The organism is Massilia sp. YIM B02443 (assembly GCF_030411955.1).
Taxonomy (GTDB): Bacteria; Pseudomonadota; Gammaproteobacteria; order Burkholderiales; family Burkholderiaceae_D; genus Telluria.
The window spans coordinates 37,767-58,122 of the sequence record NZ_JASNRA010000020.1 but is presented as its reverse complement, the minus strand read 5'-3'; the positions used below and the strand labels follow the sequence as shown (position 1 = coordinate 58,122).

General features: G+C 66.2%; 23 protein-coding genes. 10 read left to right on the top strand and 13 right to left on the bottom strand.

The window, feature by feature from the left end; all coding sequences use genetic code 11:
* Nucleotides 1-10 precede the first annotated feature (10 nt).
* The 3 genes from serB to QPK27_RS18975 all read left to right on the top strand — a co-directional run bounded on the left by serB (nt 11) and on the right by QPK27_RS18975 (nt 2,826).
* Nucleotides 11-862 carry a phosphoserine phosphatase SerB gene (gene serB, locus QPK27_RS18985; RefSeq protein ID WP_290419737.1) on the top strand — a complete coding sequence of 284 codons (852 nt, stop codon included), beginning with the start codon at nt 11-13 and terminating at the stop codon, nt 860-862.
* Nucleotides 863-1,018: 156 nt separating this feature from the next.
* Nucleotides 1,019-2,314 carry an SGNH/GDSL hydrolase family protein gene (locus tag QPK27_RS18980; RefSeq protein ID WP_290419736.1) on the top strand — a complete coding sequence of 432 codons (1,296 nt, stop codon included), beginning with the start codon at nt 1,019-1,021 and terminating at the stop codon, nt 2,312-2,314.
* Nucleotides 2,315-2,379: 65 nt separating this feature from the next.
* A complete protein-coding gene (locus QPK27_RS18975) occupies nt 2,380-2,826 on the top strand; it encodes a hypothetical protein (protein WP_290419735.1) in 447 nt (148 codons plus the stop codon).
* A gap of 250 nt (nt 2,827-3,076) precedes the next feature.
* Here QPK27_RS18975 and QPK27_RS18970 read toward each other — a convergent pair whose 3' ends face one another.
* The 4 genes from QPK27_RS18970 to QPK27_RS18955 form a co-directional block, all read right to left on the bottom strand.
* Nucleotides 3,077-3,463, bottom strand: a complete 387-nt coding sequence (locus QPK27_RS18970) for a cupin domain-containing protein (RefSeq protein WP_290419734.1) — start codon at nt 3,461-3,463, stop codon at nt 3,077-3,079.
* Nucleotides 3,464-3,587: 124 nt separating this feature from the next.
* Entirely contained in the window at nt 3,588-4,016 is a 429-nt protein-coding gene (locus tag QPK27_RS18965; protein ID WP_290419733.1) for a hypothetical protein, read from the bottom strand.
* Complete coding sequence (locus QPK27_RS18960) at nt 4,013-4,819, bottom strand: Mut7-C RNAse domain-containing protein (protein ID WP_290419732.1); 807 nt, start codon at nt 4,817-4,819, stop codon at nt 4,013-4,015. Before QPK27_RS18960 ends, QPK27_RS18965 begins: the two co-directional genes overlap by 4 nt.
* 53 nt (nt 4,820-4,872) lie before the next feature.
* A complete protein-coding gene (locus QPK27_RS18955; RefSeq protein ID WP_290419731.1) occupies nt 4,873-5,691 on the bottom strand; it encodes a DUF72 domain-containing protein in 819 nt (272 codons plus the stop codon).
* A gap of 146 nt (nt 5,692-5,837) precedes the next feature.
* On the opposite strand from QPK27_RS18955, the gene trxC reads away from it, so the two are divergent.
* Nucleotides 5,838-6,275 carry a thioredoxin TrxC gene (gene trxC / locus QPK27_RS18950; RefSeq protein ID WP_290419730.1) on the top strand — a complete coding sequence of 146 codons (438 nt, stop codon included), beginning with the start codon at nt 5,838-5,840 and terminating at the stop codon, nt 6,273-6,275.
* Nucleotides 6,276-6,374: 99 nt separating this feature from the next.
* On the top strand, nt 6,375-6,737 hold the full coding sequence (locus tag QPK27_RS18945) for a hypothetical protein (protein WP_290419729.1): 363 nt from the start codon (nt 6,375-6,377) through the stop codon (nt 6,735-6,737).
* A gap of 52 nt (nt 6,738-6,789) precedes the next feature.
* Here the strand turns inward: QPK27_RS18945 and QPK27_RS18940 are convergent, their stop codons facing one another.
* The 4 genes from QPK27_RS18940 to phaC form a co-directional block, all read right to left on the bottom strand.
* Nucleotides 6,790-7,953: a cystathionine beta-lyase gene (locus QPK27_RS18940; protein WP_290419728.1), complete on the bottom strand. Its 1,164-nt coding sequence runs from the start codon at nt 7,951-7,953 to the stop codon at nt 6,790-6,792.
* 25 nt (nt 7,954-7,978) lie between these two features.
* A complete protein-coding gene (gene rimO, locus QPK27_RS18935) occupies nt 7,979-9,427 on the bottom strand; it encodes a 30S ribosomal protein S12 methylthiotransferase RimO (RefSeq protein ID WP_290419727.1) in 1,449 nt (482 codons plus the stop codon).
* A 162-nt stretch (nt 9,428-9,589) separates the two neighbouring features.
* Nucleotides 9,590-10,156, bottom strand: coding sequence for a polyhydroxyalkanoate synthesis repressor PhaR (phaR, locus tag QPK27_RS18930; protein ID WP_290419726.1), 567 nt, complete (start codon nt 10,154-10,156; stop codon nt 9,590-9,592).
* Between the two features lie 254 nt (nt 10,157-10,410).
* Entirely contained in the window at nt 10,411-12,198 is a 1,788-nt protein-coding gene (gene phaC / locus QPK27_RS18925) for a class I poly(R)-hydroxyalkanoic acid synthase (RefSeq protein ID WP_290419725.1), read from the bottom strand.
* Between the two features lie 48 nt (nt 12,199-12,246).
* Here phaC and QPK27_RS18920 point away from each other — a divergent pair, with 48 nt between their 5' ends.
* Nucleotides 12,247-12,441, top strand: coding sequence for a hypothetical protein (locus QPK27_RS18920; protein ID WP_290419724.1), 195 nt, complete (start codon nt 12,247-12,249; stop codon nt 12,439-12,441).
* Nucleotides 12,442-12,540: 99 nt separating this feature from the next.
* Here QPK27_RS18920 and QPK27_RS18915 read toward each other — a convergent pair whose 3' ends face one another.
* Together QPK27_RS18915 and QPK27_RS18910 are read right to left on the bottom strand one after the other, a co-directional pair.
* Nucleotides 12,541-13,461: an NADP-dependent oxidoreductase gene (locus tag QPK27_RS18915; RefSeq protein WP_290419723.1), complete on the bottom strand. Its 921-nt coding sequence runs from the start codon at nt 13,459-13,461 to the stop codon at nt 12,541-12,543.
* 18 nt (nt 13,462-13,479) lie between these two features.
* Entirely contained in the window at nt 13,480-13,926 is a 447-nt protein-coding gene (locus QPK27_RS18910; protein WP_290419722.1) for an ester cyclase, read from the bottom strand.
* A gap of 105 nt (nt 13,927-14,031) precedes the next feature.
* On the opposite strand from QPK27_RS18910, the gene QPK27_RS18905 reads away from it, so the two are divergent.
* Nucleotides 14,032-14,943 (top strand): LysR family transcriptional regulator, encoded by a 912-nt coding sequence (locus QPK27_RS18905; RefSeq protein ID WP_290419721.1) that lies wholly within the window; start codon nt 14,032-14,034, stop codon nt 14,941-14,943.
* A gap of 62 nt (nt 14,944-15,005) precedes the next feature.
* Here QPK27_RS18905 and pgeF read toward each other — a convergent pair whose 3' ends face one another.
* A complete protein-coding gene (gene pgeF, locus QPK27_RS18900) occupies nt 15,006-15,797 on the bottom strand; it encodes a peptidoglycan editing factor PgeF (protein ID WP_290419720.1) in 792 nt (263 codons plus the stop codon).
* Nucleotides 15,794-16,837: an RluA family pseudouridine synthase gene (locus QPK27_RS18895; protein WP_290419719.1), complete on the bottom strand. Its 1,044-nt coding sequence runs from the start codon at nt 16,835-16,837 to the stop codon at nt 15,794-15,796. The genes pgeF and QPK27_RS18895 overlap by 4 nt, the downstream gene beginning before the upstream one ends.
* A gap of 115 nt (nt 16,838-16,952) precedes the next feature.
* On the opposite strand from QPK27_RS18895, the gene QPK27_RS18890 reads away from it, so the two are divergent.
* Nucleotides 16,953-17,792 carry an outer membrane protein assembly factor BamD gene (locus QPK27_RS18890; protein WP_290419718.1) on the top strand — a complete coding sequence of 280 codons (840 nt, stop codon included), beginning with the start codon at nt 16,953-16,955 and terminating at the stop codon, nt 17,790-17,792.
* A 94-nt stretch (nt 17,793-17,886) separates the two neighbouring features.
* Here QPK27_RS18890 and yaaA read toward each other — a convergent pair whose 3' ends face one another.
* Nucleotides 17,887-18,657 carry a peroxide stress protein YaaA gene (gene yaaA, locus QPK27_RS18885; RefSeq protein ID WP_290419717.1) on the bottom strand — a complete coding sequence of 257 codons (771 nt, stop codon included), beginning with the start codon at nt 18,655-18,657 and terminating at the stop codon, nt 17,887-17,889.
* A gap of 49 nt (nt 18,658-18,706) precedes the next feature.
* On the opposite strand from yaaA, the gene QPK27_RS18880 reads away from it, so the two are divergent.
* Nucleotides 18,707-19,162 (top strand): putative toxin-antitoxin system toxin component, PIN family, encoded by a 456-nt coding sequence (locus QPK27_RS18880; RefSeq protein WP_290419716.1) that lies wholly within the window; start codon nt 18,707-18,709, stop codon nt 19,160-19,162.
* A 34-nt stretch (nt 19,163-19,196) separates the two neighbouring features.
* Nucleotides 19,197-20,354 (top strand): pyridoxal phosphate-dependent aminotransferase, encoded by a 1,158-nt coding sequence (locus QPK27_RS18875; RefSeq protein WP_290419715.1) that lies wholly within the window; start codon nt 19,197-19,199, stop codon nt 20,352-20,354.
* The last annotated feature ends 2 nt before the right edge of the window (nt 20,355-20,356 follow it).

Below are 20,356 nucleotides of genomic sequence, written 5' to 3'. Positions count from 1 at the left end.
GAATCGAACCATGACCACGAACCTGGTGCTTCAGGGGCCGCAGGCCGACCACGCAACCCTCGAGCGCCTGGCGCGCCTGGCCGGCCCGGCGCAGGGCCTCACGGCGCTCGGCGGCCACGCACTGCGCGTCGACGGCGTGACCTTCGACCCGGTGCTCAAGGCAGAACTGGACGCAGCCGCGTTCGCGGCCGGGGTCGACGCCACCTTCATCGCGGCCGGCCGCACGCTGGCCGACTTCAGGCTGGTGGCGATGGACATGGACTCGACCCTGATCACCATCGAGTGCATCGACGAGATCGCCGACATGCAGGGCCTGAAACCGCAGGTGGCGGCGATCACCGAGGCGGCGATGCGCGGCGAACTCGATTTCTCCGAGAGCCTGACCCGGCGCGTGGCCCTGCTCGAAGGGCTGGACGCCAGCGCGCTGCAGCGCGTCTACGACGAGCGGCTGCGGATTTCGATGGGCGGCGAAGCGATGCTGAGGGCGGTGCAGGCGGCCGGCCTCAAGACGCTGCTGGTGTCGGGCGGCTTCACCTTCTTCACCGACCGCCTCAAGCCGCGCCTGGGGCTGGATCATACCCACGCCAATACGCTGGAAGTGGTCGACGGCAAGCTGACCGGCCGCGTGCTGGGCGGCATCGTCGACGCCGAGGAAAAGAAGCGCACCGTCGAGCGGGTGTGCGCCGAACTGGGCATCGCCCCTGCCCAGGCGATCGTGATGGGCGACGGCGCCAACGACCTCAAGATGATGAGCGTGTCCGGACTGTCGGTGGCGTTCCGCGCCAAGCCGGTGGTGCGCGAGCAGGCCGATGTGGCGCTGAACTTCTCGGGCCTGGACGGCCTGCTGAACATTCTTTCGTGATCGCGCGGCGCCGACAAGTTCCCGCGTTTTTGCGCTTCTAGTGCAGGATCGAGCTGGCGCAAGCCCCGTGCGCGCCGGCTGTCGCGCGCGCGTCGCGCTGGGCTATCGTTGATGTGCGGCCGTACTGCGGCCGAACGCCATCGACAGGAGCCCGCCATGATTTTCCCGGCTTTCCGCGCTTCCACTTCGTCTTCCCATCGCCGGGCCGGCATCGACGCGGGAAGGCGGCGTCTGCTGCTCGGCGCCCCGGCGCTGGCGGCTGCGCTGGCCGGCGCCGCTTCGCCGCCGGCGCAGGCGCGCGCGGTCCAGCGCTGGTCTGCCACCTGGGGCTGCGCCCCGGCCGGCCCGCCGCCGGCGGCCTCGACCCAGAGCTTCAGCAACCAGACCCTGCGCCTGATCGTGCGCGCCTCGGTCGGCGGCAGCCGGGTGCGCATCCGCCTGTCGAACGAGCGCGGCAGCACCGACCTGCGTGTAGGCGGCGCCGCCATCGGGGTGCGGTCCGGCGGCGCCGTGGTCGGCGCCAATCTGCCACTGAGCTTTGGCGGCAGCCGCGCCATCACGATTCCCGCCGGGGCGCCGGCCGTGTCCGACCCGGTGGCGCTGGCAGTGGCGCCGTTCGCCGACCTGGCCGTCAGCATCTATTTTCCGGGCACGGTGCAGGCTTCCACGATCCACAACGCCGCCTACCAGGCAAACTATGTCTCCACGACGGGCGACCATACGGCCAGCGCCAGCCTGCCGGTGCAGCGTTCGTTCGCCTCCTGGCCCTTCCTGACCGAGGTCGACGTCGACGCCGGCGCGCCGGTGCTGGTGGCGGCGGGCGATTCGGTCACCGACGGCGTCGGCAGCACCTCGGGCGCCAACCGCCGCTGGCCCGATTATCTGGCGCGCCGGCTGCAGGCTGAGCTGAGCAATGGCCGCATCGCCGTGGTCAATCGCGGCATCAGCGCCAACCGCATGCTGGCCGATACCGAGTCCGCCATGGTGGCCGGCAACGACCTGCTGGAGCGCTTCGACCGCGACGTGCTGGCCACCGCCGGCGTGGCCGGGCTGGCCCTGCTCATCGGCATCAACGACATCGTCTACAGCCCGGCCTCGGCGCCGCTGCCGGCCGACGCCCTGATCGCCGGCTACCGCCAGCTGATCGAGCGCACCCGCCTGCACGGCTTGCCGGTGATGGGGGCGACGCTGCCGCCCTTCTCCGGCTTCGTCTATTACACGCCGGCGCGCGAGGCGGTGCGGCAGGCGGTGAATGCCTGGATGCGCAGCGCGGCGCCGTTCGATCTTCTGGCCGATATCGACCTGGCGCTGCGCGATGCCGGCGCCCCGCAACGGCTGCGCGCCGCCTACGACAGCGGCGACCACCTGCATCCGAACGACGCCGGGTACGAGGCGCTGGCGGCGGCGGTGCCGCTGGCGCCGTTGGCGGCGCTGCTGAGCGGCACTGTGTAACGAGGTGTAATTCCTGACCACGGTTGCACGGAAATTCGTATCATGGCTGGATCAGGAGGACCGTCATGAAGAAATTTGCCATCGTTATTGTGTCGCTGGGCGCGCTTGCCGCACTGACCGGTTGCGCCACGCCGGGCCCGAATTATGTGAATACTGCCTACGCCCAGCCGGGCGATCCGAGCCAGTGGCGCGTGGTGTCCGTGACGCCGGTGCCGATCGGGACCGGAGCCCAGCACGCCGCCGCCGGCCAGGCCTCGGCGAGCAGCCCGGCCATGTCGCCGAACGTGACCTATTCAACGCCGATCACATCGCAGCCGGTGATTGTGCAGCAGACGCCGGTGTATGTGCAGCAGCCAGTGTACGTACCGCAACCGGTCTATGTGCAGGAGCCGAACTATTGGTATCCGCCGATCTCGATCGGACTCGGCTTCGACTTCGGCCGCGGCTGGGGTGGGCATCGCCATCGGGGCTGGGGCGGCAGTATTGGGACGCGGTTCCCGTATCGTCGCTGAGCGCGTGATTCTTGTGGTGCTGGTCGGTGGAAGGTCGTCCGCGTAGGCTGTGGTGGACGCCAACCTCGACCCGAGTGTTACCCCCCCAAAAAAAAAGACGTCATCCCCGCGAAGGCGGGGATCCAATTCTTTCGCGTAGCGGCCAACGATAACCGTGGTCGGTTCGCCAGGAAAACCTGGATCCCCGCCTTCGCGGGGATGACGTTTTTGCGCTGGCGTTGGATTAACCGCCAGCTGCTATCACACTGGATCAATGCCGGTGCTGACGCTCGTACTCGTCCGCCTCGGCCTTGGTCGCATGCACGATGCCATCCGGATGCTCCGGCGGCGTGTACAGCGTGTACAGGCGCATCGGTTCGGTCTTCGAGGTGTTGATGACGTTGTGTTCGGTGCCGGCCGGGATCACGACCGCGACGCCGTCTTCCAGCTTGTGCTCTTCGCCGTCCAGCAGCGCCACGCCCTCGCCCGCTTCGACGCGGATGAACTGGTCGTGGCCTTCGTGGCGCTCGACGCCGATTTCGTCGCCCGGCTGCAGGGTCATGATCACCAGCTGGCTGCGCTGGGTGGTGTAGAGGACTTCGCGGAAGTTGTTTCCAGCGAGCGTTTTTTCTTCGATATTGATGCTGTAGCCCGACATCTCGTTTCTCCAAAAATGCAGCGCTTGGCCGATGGCCGAACGCGGTGGTTCACAGGCGGCGATCACCGCACTGACAACGATTGTATAAGAGCCAAGCGATCCGCGTGCAAAAACGCCAGAAACCCTAGGACGCCCCGAACAGGTCGTGGGCGTCAAGAATGGCGTAGGCGATGTCGAGCCGCTCGGCCAGGCGCCGCCGTACCGCCGCCGGCACCGACTGGCGCACCTTCTTGCACAAGCCCGGTCGTTCCTCGAGCACGATCACGATGCCGCGCACGGTGCGCACCTCGTTCGGCCCCGGCAGGATGCGCAGCTCGGCGCCAAGGTTCTTGCGGATCAGTCCCTGCACGTGCTGCAGGTCGGCATAGCTGTCGACCCGCTCGATGCGTTCGATCAGCTTCTGTTCCTGCTGGCGCGTCAGCAGCAGCGGGCGCATGTCCGCCTGCGGATCGGCCAGCAGTCGCTCGCGCTCGCAGACGCAGGCGCCGGGCGGGCATTCGACGCGCAGCGGCAAGTCGGCCGGCAGTGGTGAAGGCAAAACGGGAGTATTCACGCGCGTCCAGGGAGGTCGGTGTCGTCCGACGATTCTACCCCGGCCACGGCGTCGGATGGCGGCGGCTGCGCGCCGGCAACAGCGTCGAGCAACGCCGCCATGCGTTTGGTGTGCGAGCCTTTCCAGTAGACCCGCCCACAGCTGTCGCAGGTGGTGAAGCTGTCGTGCAGCACGCGCACCGATTCCGGCAGGCGCTCCAGAATGCTCGCCTTGTCCACCGCGCGCAGCGGCAGATTGCAGTGCAGGCACAGAGAGAACGGCCGCGCACCCGGGGCCAGCCCGAGCCGCGCGAACAGCTCGCCCAGCTGCTGCTCGGGATCGAGCGCGTGGACGTAGCAGCCGTGCACGATGCCGCGGCGCTTCAACAATTCGCGGTCGCGCGTCAGCACGATGCGGTCGTCGTCCGTGGCCAGCGCCTCGACCTCATCGTCGTGATAATGGTTGTCGTACAGCGTGTCGTAGCCGGCCATGCGCAGCAGGCGCGCCAGGCCGCCCAGGTGCGAATCGGCGACGAAGCGCATGCGTTCGCGCGGCCGTGCGGGCAGCGCGCCACCGGTTTCTCCCGCCTGCGCAAAGCGCGCGTAGGCATCGACATGGTCGCCCTCGGCCAGGATGCGCTCGAAGCCGCTCGGTTCACCGTTCACCAGCACCGCCTCGACCTCGGTATGCGGCACGCCGAGCGCCTCGATCATGTGCTTGGTCGTGGCCCGGCGCGCGCACTCGGCCGCGAAGCTGCGCTCGCGCCGCTCGCGCGGCAGGAAGTTGTTCAACGCCTGATGGAAGCGGAAGGTCGCGGTCACCATGATGAGCGGCAGCTTGGCATATTCATGACCGGCATGCGCACGCTGTCCGTGCGTCAATGCTCCGACGCGACCGGGGCGCAGCCGCCCTTGCCCATCAGCTCGAGCGCGTTCGGCACCGACGCGCCTTCAGCCGTGTTATCGAACACGCACCAGACGGTGCGGCCGGCTGCCGCCTGCGCCTCGAGCCCGGCACGCCAGGCGTCGATCTCCTCGCGCGGATAGCGCGAATAATAGATGCGCGGCGCGCCATGCAGGCGCACGTAGACAGCCTCGTCGCTGGTCGGCTCGTGTTCGCCCGGCTGGCCAGCGGCCGGGTCGGCGATCACGCGCACCACGCCGGATTCGCGCAGCAGCGCGCTGGCGGGTTCCGAGAACCAGCTCGGGTGGCGCGCCTCGAAGGCGATGGTGACGCCGAAGCGCGCACGCAGATTGTCAAAGAAAGCGTGCGCCGGGGCGTCGACAAAGCCGAAGCGCGGCGGCAGTTGCACCAGCAGGCAGCCGAGCTTTTCCCCCAGCATGCCGGCCTCGCCCTGGAACCGGTCCAGCAGTGCGTCGACGTCGACCAGGCGCGCGTCATGGGTGATGGCGCGCGGTACTTTCACTGCGAAGCGGAAGTCGGCGGGCACGCTGTCTGCCCAGCGCGCATAGGTCTCGGGTTTGTGTGGCCGGTAGAACGAGGAATTGATTTCCACGGTCGGGAACACGGCGGCGTAGCGCTCGAGGTGGCTGCCTTCCACGGGGAAGGCGTCGGCGCAGGCTTTCGGCAGGCTCCAGCCGGCGCAGCCGACCAGCAGGCTGCCGGTGCTGCCGCTGCCGCTGTCACCATGGGCGTCGCTGCGGATTCTGTCCGCTGTAAAGGGTGTCTCTGACATCGCTGGCTCGAAGATCGTATCGTTTCTACAATTCTACGAAAGTCGGCGCCGACGCGTCGCATGGCTGGGGCGGCGACGCGCTCCGCGCACGCCGATTACAATCACGCCATCGGAAACACGTCGTTGAACATGCAAGGAGGATCCCCATGACCGAGCCGCTCCACATCGTCTGCCCGCACTGCGACGCCGTCAACCGCCTGCCGCAGGCGCGCCTGCAGGATGCGCCCACCTGCGGCAAATGCGCCAACGCCCTGTTCAGTGGCCGCCCGCTGGACGTCGACAGCGCGCGCTTCGAGCGGCACGTATCGCGCAACGACATCCCGGTGCTGGTCGACTTCTGGGCCGAATGGTGCGGCCCGTGCAAGATGATGGCGCCGGCCTATGCCCAGGCTGCCGGCCGGCTGGAGCCGGCCCTGCGCCTGTTGAAGGTCGATACCGAACGCTCGCAAGACCTGGCGGCGCGCTTCGCGATCCGCAGCATCCCGACCATTGCCTTGTTCAGGGGCGGGCGCGAGATCGCGCGCCAGGCCGGCGCCATGGATGCCGGACGGCTGGTGGCCTGGGTACAGCAGCAGGTGCGCTGAAGCAGGCGGTCACGGCGCGCGCCAGGCTGCCCGGAGGCGCTGCTACAATGGCAACAAATCAAGCGATTTCGCGGAACTGCCCCGCATAAAGGAGCCATCATGTCGCAAGAACTGGTTATGGAACGCGGCGTCGAAGACGCCAAGCACTGGGCGCGCATCCTGTACATCATCCATGCGCTGACCTTCTTCTTTTCGCTCGGCCTGCTGTCGATCATTCCGGTGATCGTCAACTACGTCAAACGACCGGAAACCGCGGGCACGATGGTGCATAGCCATCACACCTGGATGATCCGTTCGTTCTGGTGGTACGCGGTCTGGATGGCCGTGGGCGGCGTGATGTGGATTACGCTGATCCTGATTCCGGTCGCGTGGCTGTTGTGGTTCGTGGTCTGGGTATGGAAGGCCTACCGTCTGGTGCGCGGCTTCCTCGACCTGAACAGCAACCGGGCAATGCCGGTGTAAGCAGGCAAACAAGCAGCACACACAAAAAAATGGGGTCGCCGGCCCCATTCTTTCATCCAAGCTGGCCGAACGCCCGCTCCAGATCCGCGATCAGGTCGGCCGGATCTTCCAGCCCGATATTGAAGCGCACCAGCACCCCGCCATCCCACTGCCGGCGCATGGTCTTGATCCGGTACGGCATCACCAGGCTGTTCGGCCCGCCCCAGCTGTAGCCGATCCCGAACAGCGCCAAGGCATCGACCAGGCGGTCGACCTGCTCTTCGCTGTAACGCGCATTGAACACCACCGAGAACAGGCCGCCGGCGCCGGTGAAATCGCGCTTCCAGTGCGCGTGTCCCGGGCAATCCTCGAACGCCGGATGCAGCACCTTGCTCACTTCCAGCCGCGCCTTGAACCAGGCGGCCACTTCGCGCGCGCTGGCGTCGTGACGCTCGAAGCGCAGCTTCATGGTCGGCAGCCCGCGCTGCACCAGGTAGGCGTCGTCGGCGCCGACACCCATCCCCAATCGCATGTGCGCCTGGGCGATACGGTCGTTGAGCGCACGGTCGCGCGTGATCACGGCGCCCATCAACAGGTCGGCGCCGCCCGACTGGTACTTGGTCAGCGCGTGCATGATGATGTCCACGCCCAGCTCGAAGCCGCGCAGCGCCAGCCCGGCCGACCAGGTGTTGTCCAGCGCGACCAGCACGCCGCGCTCTTTCGCGGCGCGGCACAGCGCCGGCAGGTCCGGCACTTCCATCGACACCGAGCCGGGCGACTCGGTCCAGATCAGCTTCGTGTTCGGCTGGATCAGTTCGGCGATGCCGGCCCCGATCATCGGGTCGTAAAAGCGCGCGCTGACGCCGAAATCCTGGGTCAGCCAGCGGCCCAGTTCGCGGTTCGGGTTGTAGACGTTATCCGGCAGCAGCACGTCGTCGCCGCTCTTGAGCAGCGCGAAGTCGATCATCGCGATCGCGGCCAGGCCGGACGGCGTCAGCAGGCAGTGGCTGCCGCCCTCGATCTCGGCCAGCTTGCCTTCCAGCGCGAAGGTGGTCGGGGTGCCGTGCAGGCCGTAGGTGTACGCCTCTTTGTCCTTCCACTCGGTCGAGCGCATCGCCGCCACGTTCGGGAACAGCACCGTCGACGCATGGTGGATCCCGGGCGGGAAGGCATCGAAGCCCGGCGGTGCGACGTAGTCGCTGTGGATCAGGGTGGTCTGGATCGACTTCTTGGTCATGGCGCCGGGCTTGGGTAAAAAACGCTTACAGCGGCGAGGCCCACAGGTCGTGGGCGTCGGCATGCGTGATGGTCACGTCGAGGAACTGGCCGACCGCGATCTTCTGCTTGCCCGGCACCAGCGGACGCTTGATGTGCACCACGCCGTCGATTTCCGGCGCGTCCGCGCTCGAGCGGCCGATCGCTTCGCGCGCGCCGACTTCGTCGACCAGCACGCGCAACGTCTTGCCGACCTTGGCCTGCAGGCGCTTGGCCGAGATTTCCTCTTGCAGCAGCATCACGCGCGCGCGGCGTTCTTCGCGCACCGCTTCCGGCACCGGATTGTCCAGCAGGTTGGCGGTGGCGCCTTCGACCGGCGAATAGGCGAAGCAGCCCAGGCGGTCGATCTGCGCTTCGCGCAGGAAGTCGAGCAGGTATTCGAACTCGGCCTCGGTCTCGCCCGGGAAGCCGGCAATGAACGTCGAGCGAATGGTCAGGTCCGGATTCATGCGGCGCCAGTTGAGGATGCGGTCCAGGTTCTTCTCGCCGCTGGCCGGGCGCTTCATGCGCTTCAGGACGTCCGGATGCGCGTGCTGCATCGGGATGTCGAGGTAAGGCAGCACGTGGCCGTCGCCCATCAGCGGGATGATCTGGTCGACGTGCGGGTAAGGATACACGTAGTGCAGGCGCACCCAGGCATCGTACTGGCGCGCCAGCTGGCCCAGCATCTCGACCAGCTGCGTCATGTGGGTCTTCACCGGACGGCCGTTCCAGAAACCGGTGCGGAACTTGACGTCGACGCCATAGGCGCTGGTGTCCTGCGAGATCACCAGCAGTTCCTTGACGCCGGCCTTGAACAGGTTCTCGGCCTCGACCAGCACTTCATCGATGCGGCGCGACACCAGGTCGCCGCGCATCGACGGGATGATGCAGAAGCTGCAGCGGTGGTTGCAGCCTTCGGAAATCTTCAGGTAGGCGTAGTGCTTGGGCGTGAGCTTGACGCCGTGGTCCGGCACCAGGTCGACGAACGGGTCGTGCGGCTTGGGCAGGTGCAGGTGCACCGATTCCATCACCTCGGTCACCGCGTGCGGGCCGGTCACGGCCAGCACCTTCGGGTGCACCTTGGTGATGATGTCGTCGCCCGCGGCGTCTTTCTTGGCGCCCAGGCAGCCGGTGACGATCACCTTGCCGTTCTCGGCCAGCGCTTCACCGATGGCGTCGAGCGACTCCTGCACGGCGGCGTCGATGAAGCCGCAGGTGTTGACGATCACCAGGTCGGCGCCGTCGTAGGACTTGGCGGTCTGGTAGCCTTCGGCGCGCAGCTGGGTCAGGATCTGTTCCGAATCGACCAGCGCCTTCGGGCAGCCGAGCGAAACGAAGCCGACTTTCGGCGCCACGCTGCCCGGGGCCGGCGCCGGGATGATCACGGCGGGGGCTGCGGCGGCTGCGGCGATGCTGCTGTTGTTGGCGGAAGGGTTACGACGAAGTTCGTGCATGGGCGGACGACAAATGATTTGGGCAATCCGCGATTGTACAGGAACGTGGTGAAGCGGTGGGAGCGAGGGGGCCGACTGTTGCTTGCAGCGCGCTATCGCCTGGCCCGAACGTCATTTTGACCCGCCGCCCCCACGCGAACGGGGGACGGGTTCGGTGCACGTTTACTTCTTGTCCGTCGGCGGCGGCGTCATCCCCGGAAAAGGAAACGCCCCGAACATCGCCTTGCTCTGGTTCTGCATCTGCTCCTGCATCTGCATGAACAGGTTCTTGCTCTGGTCGATGTAGTTGTTCATCATGCCCTGCATCATCGGGCCCTGGACGTTCATGAACTGGGTCCACATCTCGGGACTGAACGGCTTGCCTTCCAGCGCGCCGGCGGCGCCGCTGGTGAACTTGTTCTGGATGTCGGTGAAGGCTTGCACGTTCTTTTCCAGGTACGAGCCCATCATGCCCTGCATCGCGTGGCCGTAGTAGCGGATGATCTGCGCCAGCACCGAGCTCGAGAACATCGGGATGCCGTTGGCTTCTTCTTCCAGGATGATCTGCAGCAGGATGCTGCGGGTCAGGTCTTCGCCGGTCTTGGCGTCGACCACCGTGAACTCGTCGGCGTCGAGCACCAGCTGTTTGACGTCGGAAAGAGTGATGTAAGAACTGGTCTGGGTGTCGTACAGGCGACGGTTGGGATACTTCTTGATCAGGCGTTCCGTACTTTTCTTCACACTGCTCATCTCTCGTTCCATTGGTTGCGCCGCGGCGTCCGGGGCAGGCGCCCTCGTCTCCACGCACTTATGATTATGTTCACCGGACGATGTTCACTCAAGCGCCGGTTTATCTCCTGTCCGGCCTGCCGCTGGACGTTCCATCAAGTCAGCAGCCGGACACCGAGCACCATACCATGCAATCCACGCAGGTGCAGCAATTATCGGTTTTATCACTAATCTATACTTTTTATCAACAAGTCAGGTCGACACGCATTCGCTGCTCAATCGCCGCGCGCCTTGACGTAACGTCCTGGCGCCGGCTCCAACGGCCGGTAGCGCTCGCTGCCCTGGGCCGGCGCGGCCATTTCGGCGCCGCCGTGCTCGGCCAGGAATCTGGCCCACTCCGGCCACCAGCTGCCCTTGTTCTCGGTCGCGCCATCTAACCACTCGAGGTCGCTCTTCACTTTCGCCTTGCCCTTGCCTTTGGCGGCGCCGTCGTTGACCCAGTAGCTGCGCTTGTTCTTCGAGGCCGGGTTGATCACGCCGGCGATATGGCCCGAAGCGCCCAGCACGAAGCGATTCGCCCTCGGGTTCTTCGGATTGAGCAGACCCATCGAGGCATACGCCGCCTGCCACGGCACGATATGGTCTTCCTTCGAGCCATAGATGAACACCGGCGCCTCAATGTTGCCGAGGTCGACCGGCACGCCGCAGACGGTGAGCGCGCCCGGCACCTTCAGCTTGTTTTCCAGGTAGGTATTGCGCAGGTACCAGCAGAACATCGGCCCCGGCAGGTTGGTGCTGTCGGCGTTCCAGTACAGCAGGTCGAAGGCCGGCGGTTCCTTGCCCTTGAGGTAGTTCTGCTGCACGTAGTTCCACACCAGATCGTTCGGACGCAGCGCCGAGAAGGTGGTGGCCAGGTCGCGGCCCGGCATCAGGCCGCCCGCGCCCAGATGCTGCTCGCGCAGCGCCACCTGGGTTTCATCGACGAATACTTCGAGCACGCCGGTGTCGGAGAAGTCGAGCAGCGTGGTCAGCAGCGAGAGGCTGGCGGCCGGATGGCGGCCGCGTTCGGCCAGCACTGCCAGTGCGGTAGCGGCGATGGTGCCGCCAACGCAGAAGCCGAACACGTGGGCCTTGTCCTGGCCGGTGATCTCGCCCACGACGTCGAGCGCGCGGATCGCGCCTTGCTCGACGTAGTCGTCCCATGTCAGATTGCCCAGTTCGCGGCCGGGGTTGCGCCACGAGACCATGAATACGGTATTGCCCTGCTCTACCACGTAGCGCACCAGGGAATTTTCCGGCTGCAGGTCGAGGATGTAGAACTTGTTGATGCACGGCGGAATCATCACCAGCGGCACCGTGCGCACGTTCGGCGTCGTCGGGGTGTACTGGATCAGCTGGAACAGCGCGTTCTCGTACACCACCTGGCCCGGTGTGGCGCCGACGTTGACGCCGACCTCGAACGCCGATTCGTCCGACTGCGAAATGCGGCCCTTCTGCAGGTCGGCCAGCATGTTCGACAGGCCCTTGGTCAGACTCTCGCCCTTGGTCTCGATCATCTTCTTCTGCGCTTCCGGATTCGTGGCGAAGAAATTGGCGGGCGACATGGCATCGACCATCTGCTGCACCGTGAAGCGGATCTTCTGCTTTTCGCGCGCCCCGGCCTCGACCGCATCGGCCATGGCCAGCAAGAATTCGGAGTTCAACAGGTAGGACGCGGCGGAAAAAGCGGACATCGGATTGCTGGTCCACTCGGAGGCCGAGAAACGCTTGTCGTGCAGTTCGGGCGTTTTGCCAGAGATAAACTCCTGCCACAGCCGGGCGCCCTTTTTGAGATAATCGTCGCGGATCGCTTCCAGCTTGCCCGGCGCGATACCGGCGCCGGCGTTCTTCAGGAAGTCGAGCATCGGGGCCATGTTGCCGACCGCCGGCATGGCTGGCATTGCCGGCATGGCTGGCATGCCGGGCACCGTCGGCATCATGTTGATCCAGCCCTGCCAGGCCGAAGGATCGGTGAACTGGGACAGCCAGTTGGCGGCGAAAGCTTGCGGGTCAGGCATGTTCATGTGGGCATCCGTTGTCAGGGTCTCGTCTAATCACCAGAAAGGATAGTCATGTGGATCGTCGCCATCGCCTGGATCTATGTCGTCGTGCTGATGGCGGCGACCGAGCCGACCGTGGTGGGCGGCGTCATGACCTTCTTGTTCTATTGTGCCCTGCCATTATCTCTTCTTTTTTACATTTCGGGCGCAAGACGCCGCCGCGACCGCCGGCGTCGCTCCGGCAAGCGCGGGGCGGATGGTGAATGAACGCAACCCGGGACGGTGTCCCGGCGCGCGCCGGCCGCAGTGACAGGAACGCAACAGCGACGCGGCCGTGATCCGCAGGCGGCCCGTCGCGTCATCCATTCAGCGCATAATGCGGATCACCACCTTGCCGCGCGCGTGGCCCGAGGCGACCTTGGCCAGGGCAGCGCCCGTCTCGTCGAAGGCGTAGAGCGAGTCGATGACGATCTCCAGTTTGCCTGCGCCAAACAGCGCGACCGCCTGCTTCAGCGCCGCCGTCGCTTCCGTAAAGAACACGGACGTGCCGCGGCGGCCGTCGCGCGGCGCGATGGTGAAGTCGACCAGGCTTGCCAGGATGCCGCCCTGACGCAGCACCTGCCATGAGCGCTCGAGCGTGGCGCCGCCCACGGTGTCGAGGATCACGTCGAACGCCGGCAGGCGCGTGAAGTCGTCGGCGCGGTAGTCGATCGCGTCGTCCGCGCCCAGCTCCCTCAGCAGGCCCAGGTTGGCGGCCGAGGCGGTCGCGCTGACGCGGGCGCCGGCCTGGCTGGCCAGCTGGATCGCGAAACTGCCCACACCGCCCGCCCCGGCATGGATCAGCACGCGCTGGCCAGCCCGCAGGGCGGCAACATCGAACAGCGCATGGTGCGCGCTGCCGAAGGCGCTGGGCAAGGCTGCTGCCTGCTCGTAACTCATGGCGCTCGGGATGACGACCAGCGCATCGGGGTGCGCCACGATGGCTTGCGCGAACGCGCCGCCACGCACCGGATCGCTGCGCCCGGCGACCCGGTCGCCGACCTTGACGCTGCCGGCGAGCGGCCCGGCCGCCGTCACGACGCCGCTGAAGTCGCATCCCGGGGTGTACGGCAATTCGGCCGGGAAGACCTGGCCCATATGGCCGGCGACGATCTTGACGTCGAGCGGATTGACGGCGGCTGCCTCGATCCGCACGACCACCTCTTGCGCGCCAGGCACGGGCAGTGCGGCCTGCTCGATCGCGACCTCCGCATGCGGCCCAAACCGTTGAATCATTGCTGCTTGCATGGTTGGCTCCTTGCCGGGTCAGATGGCGGGAAAGCGGCCGAGCTGGAGGAAGAGGCTGAACCAGTCTTCCATATGCCAGGTGGTCGTGATGCGGTTTCCGTCGAGCGCATGGAATTCATGGATGCGAAAACTCACCGCCTTGCCGGTGGGCGCTATACCGAACAGTTCGCCCCGATGGGTGCCGGTGATTTCGCCACGCACGGCAATCTTCCCGGGCAGCTGCAGCAGATCGTGGATGACGATGCGCACGTCGGGAAATGCGGCGATGACGCTGCGGATGACCGGCTTCATGCCGTCCGGCCCCGTGCCCTTCCCTGGCGCCAGCGGAATGTCCTGCCAATCCGGCGTGACCGCGTCGTCGATCAGGTCGGGATCCTGGGTACTGAAGGCGTCGTACAGGCGCTGCACGGCGCGGCGCTCGACGGCCAAGCGGCCGTTGTGGTCATGAAAATCTTCTGAATGCATACCATCTTTCCTGTGAGGCACCGGATCGTCCGGTGCATGGGAAAGATTATGAAAGCAGTATAGAATTCGTCCAACAAATACCACGAATACGGCAATATACAAAATATGGATTTTAATGGGGCCGATCTGAATCTGCTCGCTGCTTTTGACGCACTGATGCAGGAACGTAACGTCACGCGCGCCGCCGCGCGCATGAACGTCAGCCAGCCGGCCATGAGCGCGGCCCTGGGCCGCTTGCGCACCCTGTTCGGCGACCGCCTGTTCCAGCGCAGCTCGGCGGGACTGCTGCCGACGCCGCGCGCCAACGAACTGGCCGAACCGGTCGGGCGCGCCTTGCAACAGATTGCGTCGCTGCTCGCCCCGGCCGGTCATTTCGACCCCGGCACGGCGGCGCTGCGCTTCAAGCTGGGAGTGTCCGACTACCCGGCCTTCATCCTGCTGCCCAGCTTGCTCGCGGCGCTGACGCGCAAGGCGCCGGGCGCCGAGATCGATGTGCACACGTTTGTCGCGCGCGACGATGCCGTCGCATTACTCGATGCCGGCAAGATCGATCTCGCCATCGGCGTTGCCCCAAGCGTGCAGGAAAGCCGCATCATGAGCCGCCAGATCCTGAGCGACGAATTCGTGACGCTGGTACGGCGCGACGCCAGGCCGGCGCGCCGCATGCTCGATCTGGAAGCCTTTCTGCGCATGCGCCACGTGCTGGTATCGCCGGAAGGCAACCGCCACGGGGTGGTCGACCAGGCGCTGGCCGATCGTGGCCTGCAGCGCAGCGTGCAGGTAACGCTGCCACAGATGTTCGCCGTGCCGGCTCTGCTACGCGATACCGATCTGGCGGCCACGCTGCTGCGCCGGGTCGCACTGCATTCGGCGCACGCCGGCGACCTGATGATGTTCCCGCCGCCGCTCCCCCTGCCGGCGATCAGCTTCCACATGATCTGGCACCGGCGCAACGACGCCAACGCGTCGCAGCGCTGGCTTCGTGAAATCGTCAATGAAGTCGCCGCGGGGTTTTGATCGGTTCGCGGCAGCGCCGTGAGAAGCGCCGCTGCGGCGTCGGGCAAGCGCCGCCGCCGGACTTATTTCAGCCAGATCAGGCTGGCCTGGCGGCCGGTGATGCCATCGCGCCGATACGAATAGAAGCGCTCGGGCGCGCTGGCGGTACACATGCCGCCGCCATGCACGCGCGTCACGCCGTCGCGCGCCAGCATCAGGCGCGCCAGCGTGAACATGTCGGCCAGGTACTTACCGGGACGATCGGGATAGTCGGTGAAGCAGGCGCGCGTGGCGGCGCCGGGCAGCGCCTCCATGAACGCCTCGATCACGTCCGCTCCCACTTCGAAGGCCTCGGGACCGATGGCCGGCCCCATCCACGCCGTGATCTCGCCCGCGCCCGCGGCGCGCATCGCCGCCACGGTCTGGCCCAGCACGCCGCCGGCCAGGCCGCGCCAGCCGGCGTGGGCCGCGCCCACCACCTCGCCGTCGAGGTCCGCGAACAGCACCGGCAGGCAATCGGCGGTCAGAATCGCGCACACCACGCCAGGGGTCGTGGCGATGCTGGCGTCGCCGGTACGGGCAGGCTGGCCGGGACCAACGGTCGCCGCATCGACCACGGCGGCGCCATGCACCTGGGCGATCCAGGCCGGAACGCCGGGCACAAACGCCTGCAAACGCGCGCGGTTGGCACGCACGCTGTCCGCGTCGTCCTGCACGTGCAGCCCGAGATTCAGGCCGCCGCCGCCCTTGCCATCGTCGTAGGGACCGACGCTGACGCCGCCGTCGCGGCTGGTGGCCAGCGCGCCGACGCCCGCCGGCAGGTCGGGCCAGTCAGGCCAGACCAGGTCCGCCGCGGCAAGTTCCCGTTCGCTCATGCGCGGTATTCGACCACGACGTCGCCGTCGTCGTCATCGTCGAACTCGCCCTGGACGTCGCCATCCTGCGGCTCGTCGATGCCGGCCTTGGCGATCAGCTCGGCGAAGTCGTCGGCCAGCGGCACGGTCCATTCGCAATCCTCGCCCGTGCCCGGATGGACCAGGCCGAGGCGGCGCGCCTGCAGCGCCTGGCGGTGGAACACCGGCGTCAGGTGGCGCTTGCCGTACACCGCATCGCCCACCAGCGAGAAGCCGAGCGACTGCATGTGCACGCGGATCTGGTGAGTGCGGCCTGTTTCCAGGCGGCAGCGCACCAGCGACACCGGACGGCGATCCAGTTCGCCGGTGGCGACGCGCTCGTAGTGGGTGATCGCCGGCTTGGCGAACGGGCTGCTCGAGACCGCCATCTTGACGCGGTCTTTCGCATCGCGTCCCATCGGGCTGTCGATCGTGCCCGAGGCGCGCGGCGTGCCCCACACCAGCGCGAAGTACTCGCGCTTGACGGTGCGCGCCTGCAGCTGGCGCACCAGGTCGGTCTGCGCGGCCAGGGTCTTGCCCACCACCATCAGGCCGCTGGTATCCTTGTCCAGGCGGTGCACGATGCCGGCGCGCGGCACGCCCACCAGTTGCGGGCAATGGTGCAGCAGGCCGTTGAGCAGCGTGCCGGTCCAGTTGCCGGCGCCCGGATGCACGACCAGGCCGGCCGGCTTGTTGATGACGATGATGTCGTCGTCCTCGTAGACGATGTCGAGCGCGATCGCTTCCGGCGTGAAGGCGGTGTCTTCGGGCGCGGCTTGCGGTGCGATGACGATGGCCTCATCGCCGTAGGCCGTGTCCTTGCCGCGCGCCGGCTTGCCGTCGACGGTGATGTGGCCGCTTTCGAACCACAGCTGCAGGCGGCTGCGCGAGAATTGCGGCACCAGGGTGGCGACCACCTTGTCCAGGCGCTGGCCGCAGTGTTCCTCGTTCAGCGCAAGGGTGATGGGGGACAAATCGATGCCGGACGGGGCGGTGAACCCCGCCTCCAGCTCGTCGTCCAAGTCATTGTCTTCAAGGTGTTCCGCCGAATCCGGCGCAGGAGTTAATATCACGTCAGTCCCATCGGCTATAATCAGCCGTTCGTTGAATCTAGGTAAAACTTTCTTGCAAAACGCTATGCAAAAAAAATTGTCTGTGTTGGTCGCAACTTGCGCCTTCGTCGGTCTGTCGGCATGCAGTATCTTGCCGAAAGCCGGCGACGAAACCAAAAACTGGTCGGCGGAGAAATTATACGCTGAGGCGCGCGAGGAGATGGCCGGCGGGCACTACGAAGCCGCGATCAAATTGTTCGAGCGGCTCGAATCCAACTATCCGTTCGGTACCTACGCTGCCCAGGCGCAGATGGAGATCGCCTACGCCCATTACAAGTCGCAGGACCAGGCCGAGGCGCTGGCCGCGGTCGAACGCTTCATCAAGCTGCACCCGAACCACGCCCAGGTCGACTACATGTACTACCTGCGCGGCCTGATCAACTTCAATGACCAGCTGGGCTTCTTCAGCTTCATCTACGAACAGGATCCGACCGAGCGCGACCCGCGCGCCACCCGCGAAGCCTTCACCGCGTTCAAGGTCCTGGTCGACAAGTTCCCGAACAGCAAATACGCGCCGGACTCGATCGCGCGCATGAGCTACCTGATCAACGCGATGGCGCAGTACGAAGTGCACGTGGCGAACTACTACTATCGCCGCGGCGCCTACCTGGCAGCGCTGAACCGCGCCCAGGAAGCGGTGACCAACTACACCGACGCCCCGGCGCGCGAGGAAGCGCTGTTCATCATGATGCGTTCGTATGACAAGCTCGGCCAGCCGCTGCTGCGCGACGATACCCAGCGCGTGTTCACCATGAACTATCCGAACAGCCGCTTCCTGAATCCGAATGCGTCGCGTGAGGCGCCGTGGTGGAAGTTCTGGGCCAAGAGCGGGCCGAAGCCGTCGCCGAAGGATGCGGTGGAGTAAGCTCGCGTCCGTAGCCCGAGGTTTCAGGCTACGGTGCGAACCCGGGTTCGCGCCTGCGCGAAGAACCCGGGTTTGGCGTGAACAGCCGTAACGCTTACACCTCGACGCGGCGCCTGAACACCCAATCCGACTCGCTCGACAAGTTCGGCTCGAACACATACCCGTCCACGTCGAACTCCTTCAGTCCTTCCGGATCCGTGATCCCGTTCGCCGCTGCATAACGCGCCATCAGGCCGCGTGCCCGCTTGGCGTAGAACGAAATGATCTTGTACTTGCCGCCCTTCCAGTCCTCGAATACGGGATTGATCACCGGCGCATCGAGCAGCCTGGGCTTGACCGATTTGAAGTACTCTTCAGACGCCAGGTTCACCAGCGCCGTCGACCCGGTCGCGGCAAGTTGCCGGTTGAGCGCATCCGTGACGATCTCGCCCCAGAACGCATACAGGTCCTTGCCGCGCGCATTCGTTAGCCTGGTGCCCATCTCGAGCCGGTACGGATGCATGCGGTCCAGCGGACGCAGCAGACCGTACAGCCCGGACAGGATGCGCACCCGCGCCTGCGTATAGTCGATCGCCGCCGCATCGAGCGAACGGGCGTCGAAGCCGGCATATACGTCGCCGTTGAACGACATGACGGCCTGGCGCGCTTCGCTGTGATCGGGTTGCCAGTGGGCGTAGCGGCCGACGTTGAGCACGGACAGCGCGTCCGACAGTTTCATCAGTTCGCCGATGCCGGCCGGCGAATAGCCGCGCAGCACGTCGATCAGCTCGGCGGCGTGCTCGATGAATTCCGGGTTGGTATGGTGTTCGGTGGAGCTGGGGGACTCGAGATCGAGGGACTTGGCGGGCGACAGGACAATCAGCATGGGCAAACGAAAAGAGCAGACAAAAAATTTCTACGAATAAACAACCGACATGATACCCGCTTCCGCCAAACCCATCGTCATCGACACCAATGTGCTGCTCGACCTGTTCGTCTTCCACGATCCGCGCTGGGCCGAGCTGCTCGCCGCGATCGAGCGCGGCGAGGTGCTGGCGCTGACCCGCGCCGACTGCCGCGACGAATACCTGGCCGTGCTGAAGTATCCGCACCTGCCGCTCGATGAGGAGCGCCGGGCACAAGCCGCTGCCCGTTTCGACGCCCTGCTGCAGCTGGTCGCGCCCGATCCAAAACACGTGCGCCTGCCCGTATGCACCGACCGCGACGACCAGAAATTCATGGAACTGGCGCGCGACGCCGGCGCCACGGTCTTGATCAGCAAAGATAAAGCCCTGCTCAAGCTGAACCGCAAGACGTCTCAGGCCGGGCTGTTCCGCATCATGCTGCCCGAGGCATGGCTGAAGGCGCGCGCCGCCGGCACGTTAGAATGAGAAGTTCTCCATTGCCCATCGCAGACCTTCGACCATGACCACTCCACGCATCGCCTCGCGCCTGCCCGCTGTCGGCACCACCGTGTTCACGCAGATGTCCCAGCTCGCCATCGAACACGGCGCCGTCAACCTGGGCCAGGGCTTCCCCGACTTCCATTGCGACCCGAAGCTGGTCGACTTCGTGACCGAAGCGATGCACGCCGGGCATAACCAGTATCCGCCGATGACTGGCGCCCCGGTCCTGCGCGAAGCGGTCGCCGCCAAGATCGCGGCGCTGTACGGCCACTGCTACGACAGCGCCGCGGAGATCACCGTCACTGCCGGCGCCAGCCAGGGCATCATGACCGCGATCCTGTGCGCCGTGCATCCGGGCGACGAAGTGATCGTCATCGAGCCGGCCTACGACTGCTACGCGCCGGCGGTGACCCTGGCAGGCGGCGTGGTGGTGCCGGTGGCGATGCGCGTCGGCGAAGGTGGCTACGGCGTGCCGTGGGACGAGGTTGCCGCCGCCGTCACGGCGCGCACGCGCATGGTGGTCATCAACACGCCGCACAACCCGACCGGCAGCATCCTGCGCCGCGCCGACCTCGATGCGCTGGCCGCGATCGTCGACGGCACCCGGATTCTGGTGCTGTCCGACGAGGTCTATGAGCACATGGTGTTCGACGGCCAGCCGCATGCGTCGGCGTCCTCGCACCCGCTGCTGGCAGAGCGCGCCTTCGTGGTCTCGAGCTTCGGCAAAACCTATCACGTGACCGGCTGGAAGGTCGGCTACGTGGCGGCGCCGGCGGCGTTGACGGTGGAGTTCCGCAAGGTCCACCAGTACAACGTCTTCAGCGTCAACGCGCCGATGCAGCACGGGATCGCCGCCTACATGGCCGACCCGGCGCCGTGGCGCGACCTGCCTGCGTTCTACCAGAACAAGCGCGACCTGTTCCGCGCCGGCCTGGCCGGCAGCCGCTTCGAGCTGCTGCCGGCGGACGGCACCTATTTCCAGTGCGTGCGCTATGGAGCGATCTCGGACCTGCCGGAAGCGGAATTTGCCAAATGGCTGACGCGCGAAGTGAAAGTAGCGGCAATTCCAGTGTCGGCATTCTACGGACAGCCGAAGGAGTCGGGCGTCGTGCGGTTCTGTTTTGCCAAGCGCGATGAGACCTTGCAGGTGGCGCTGGAGCGGCTGGCGGCGCTATAAGC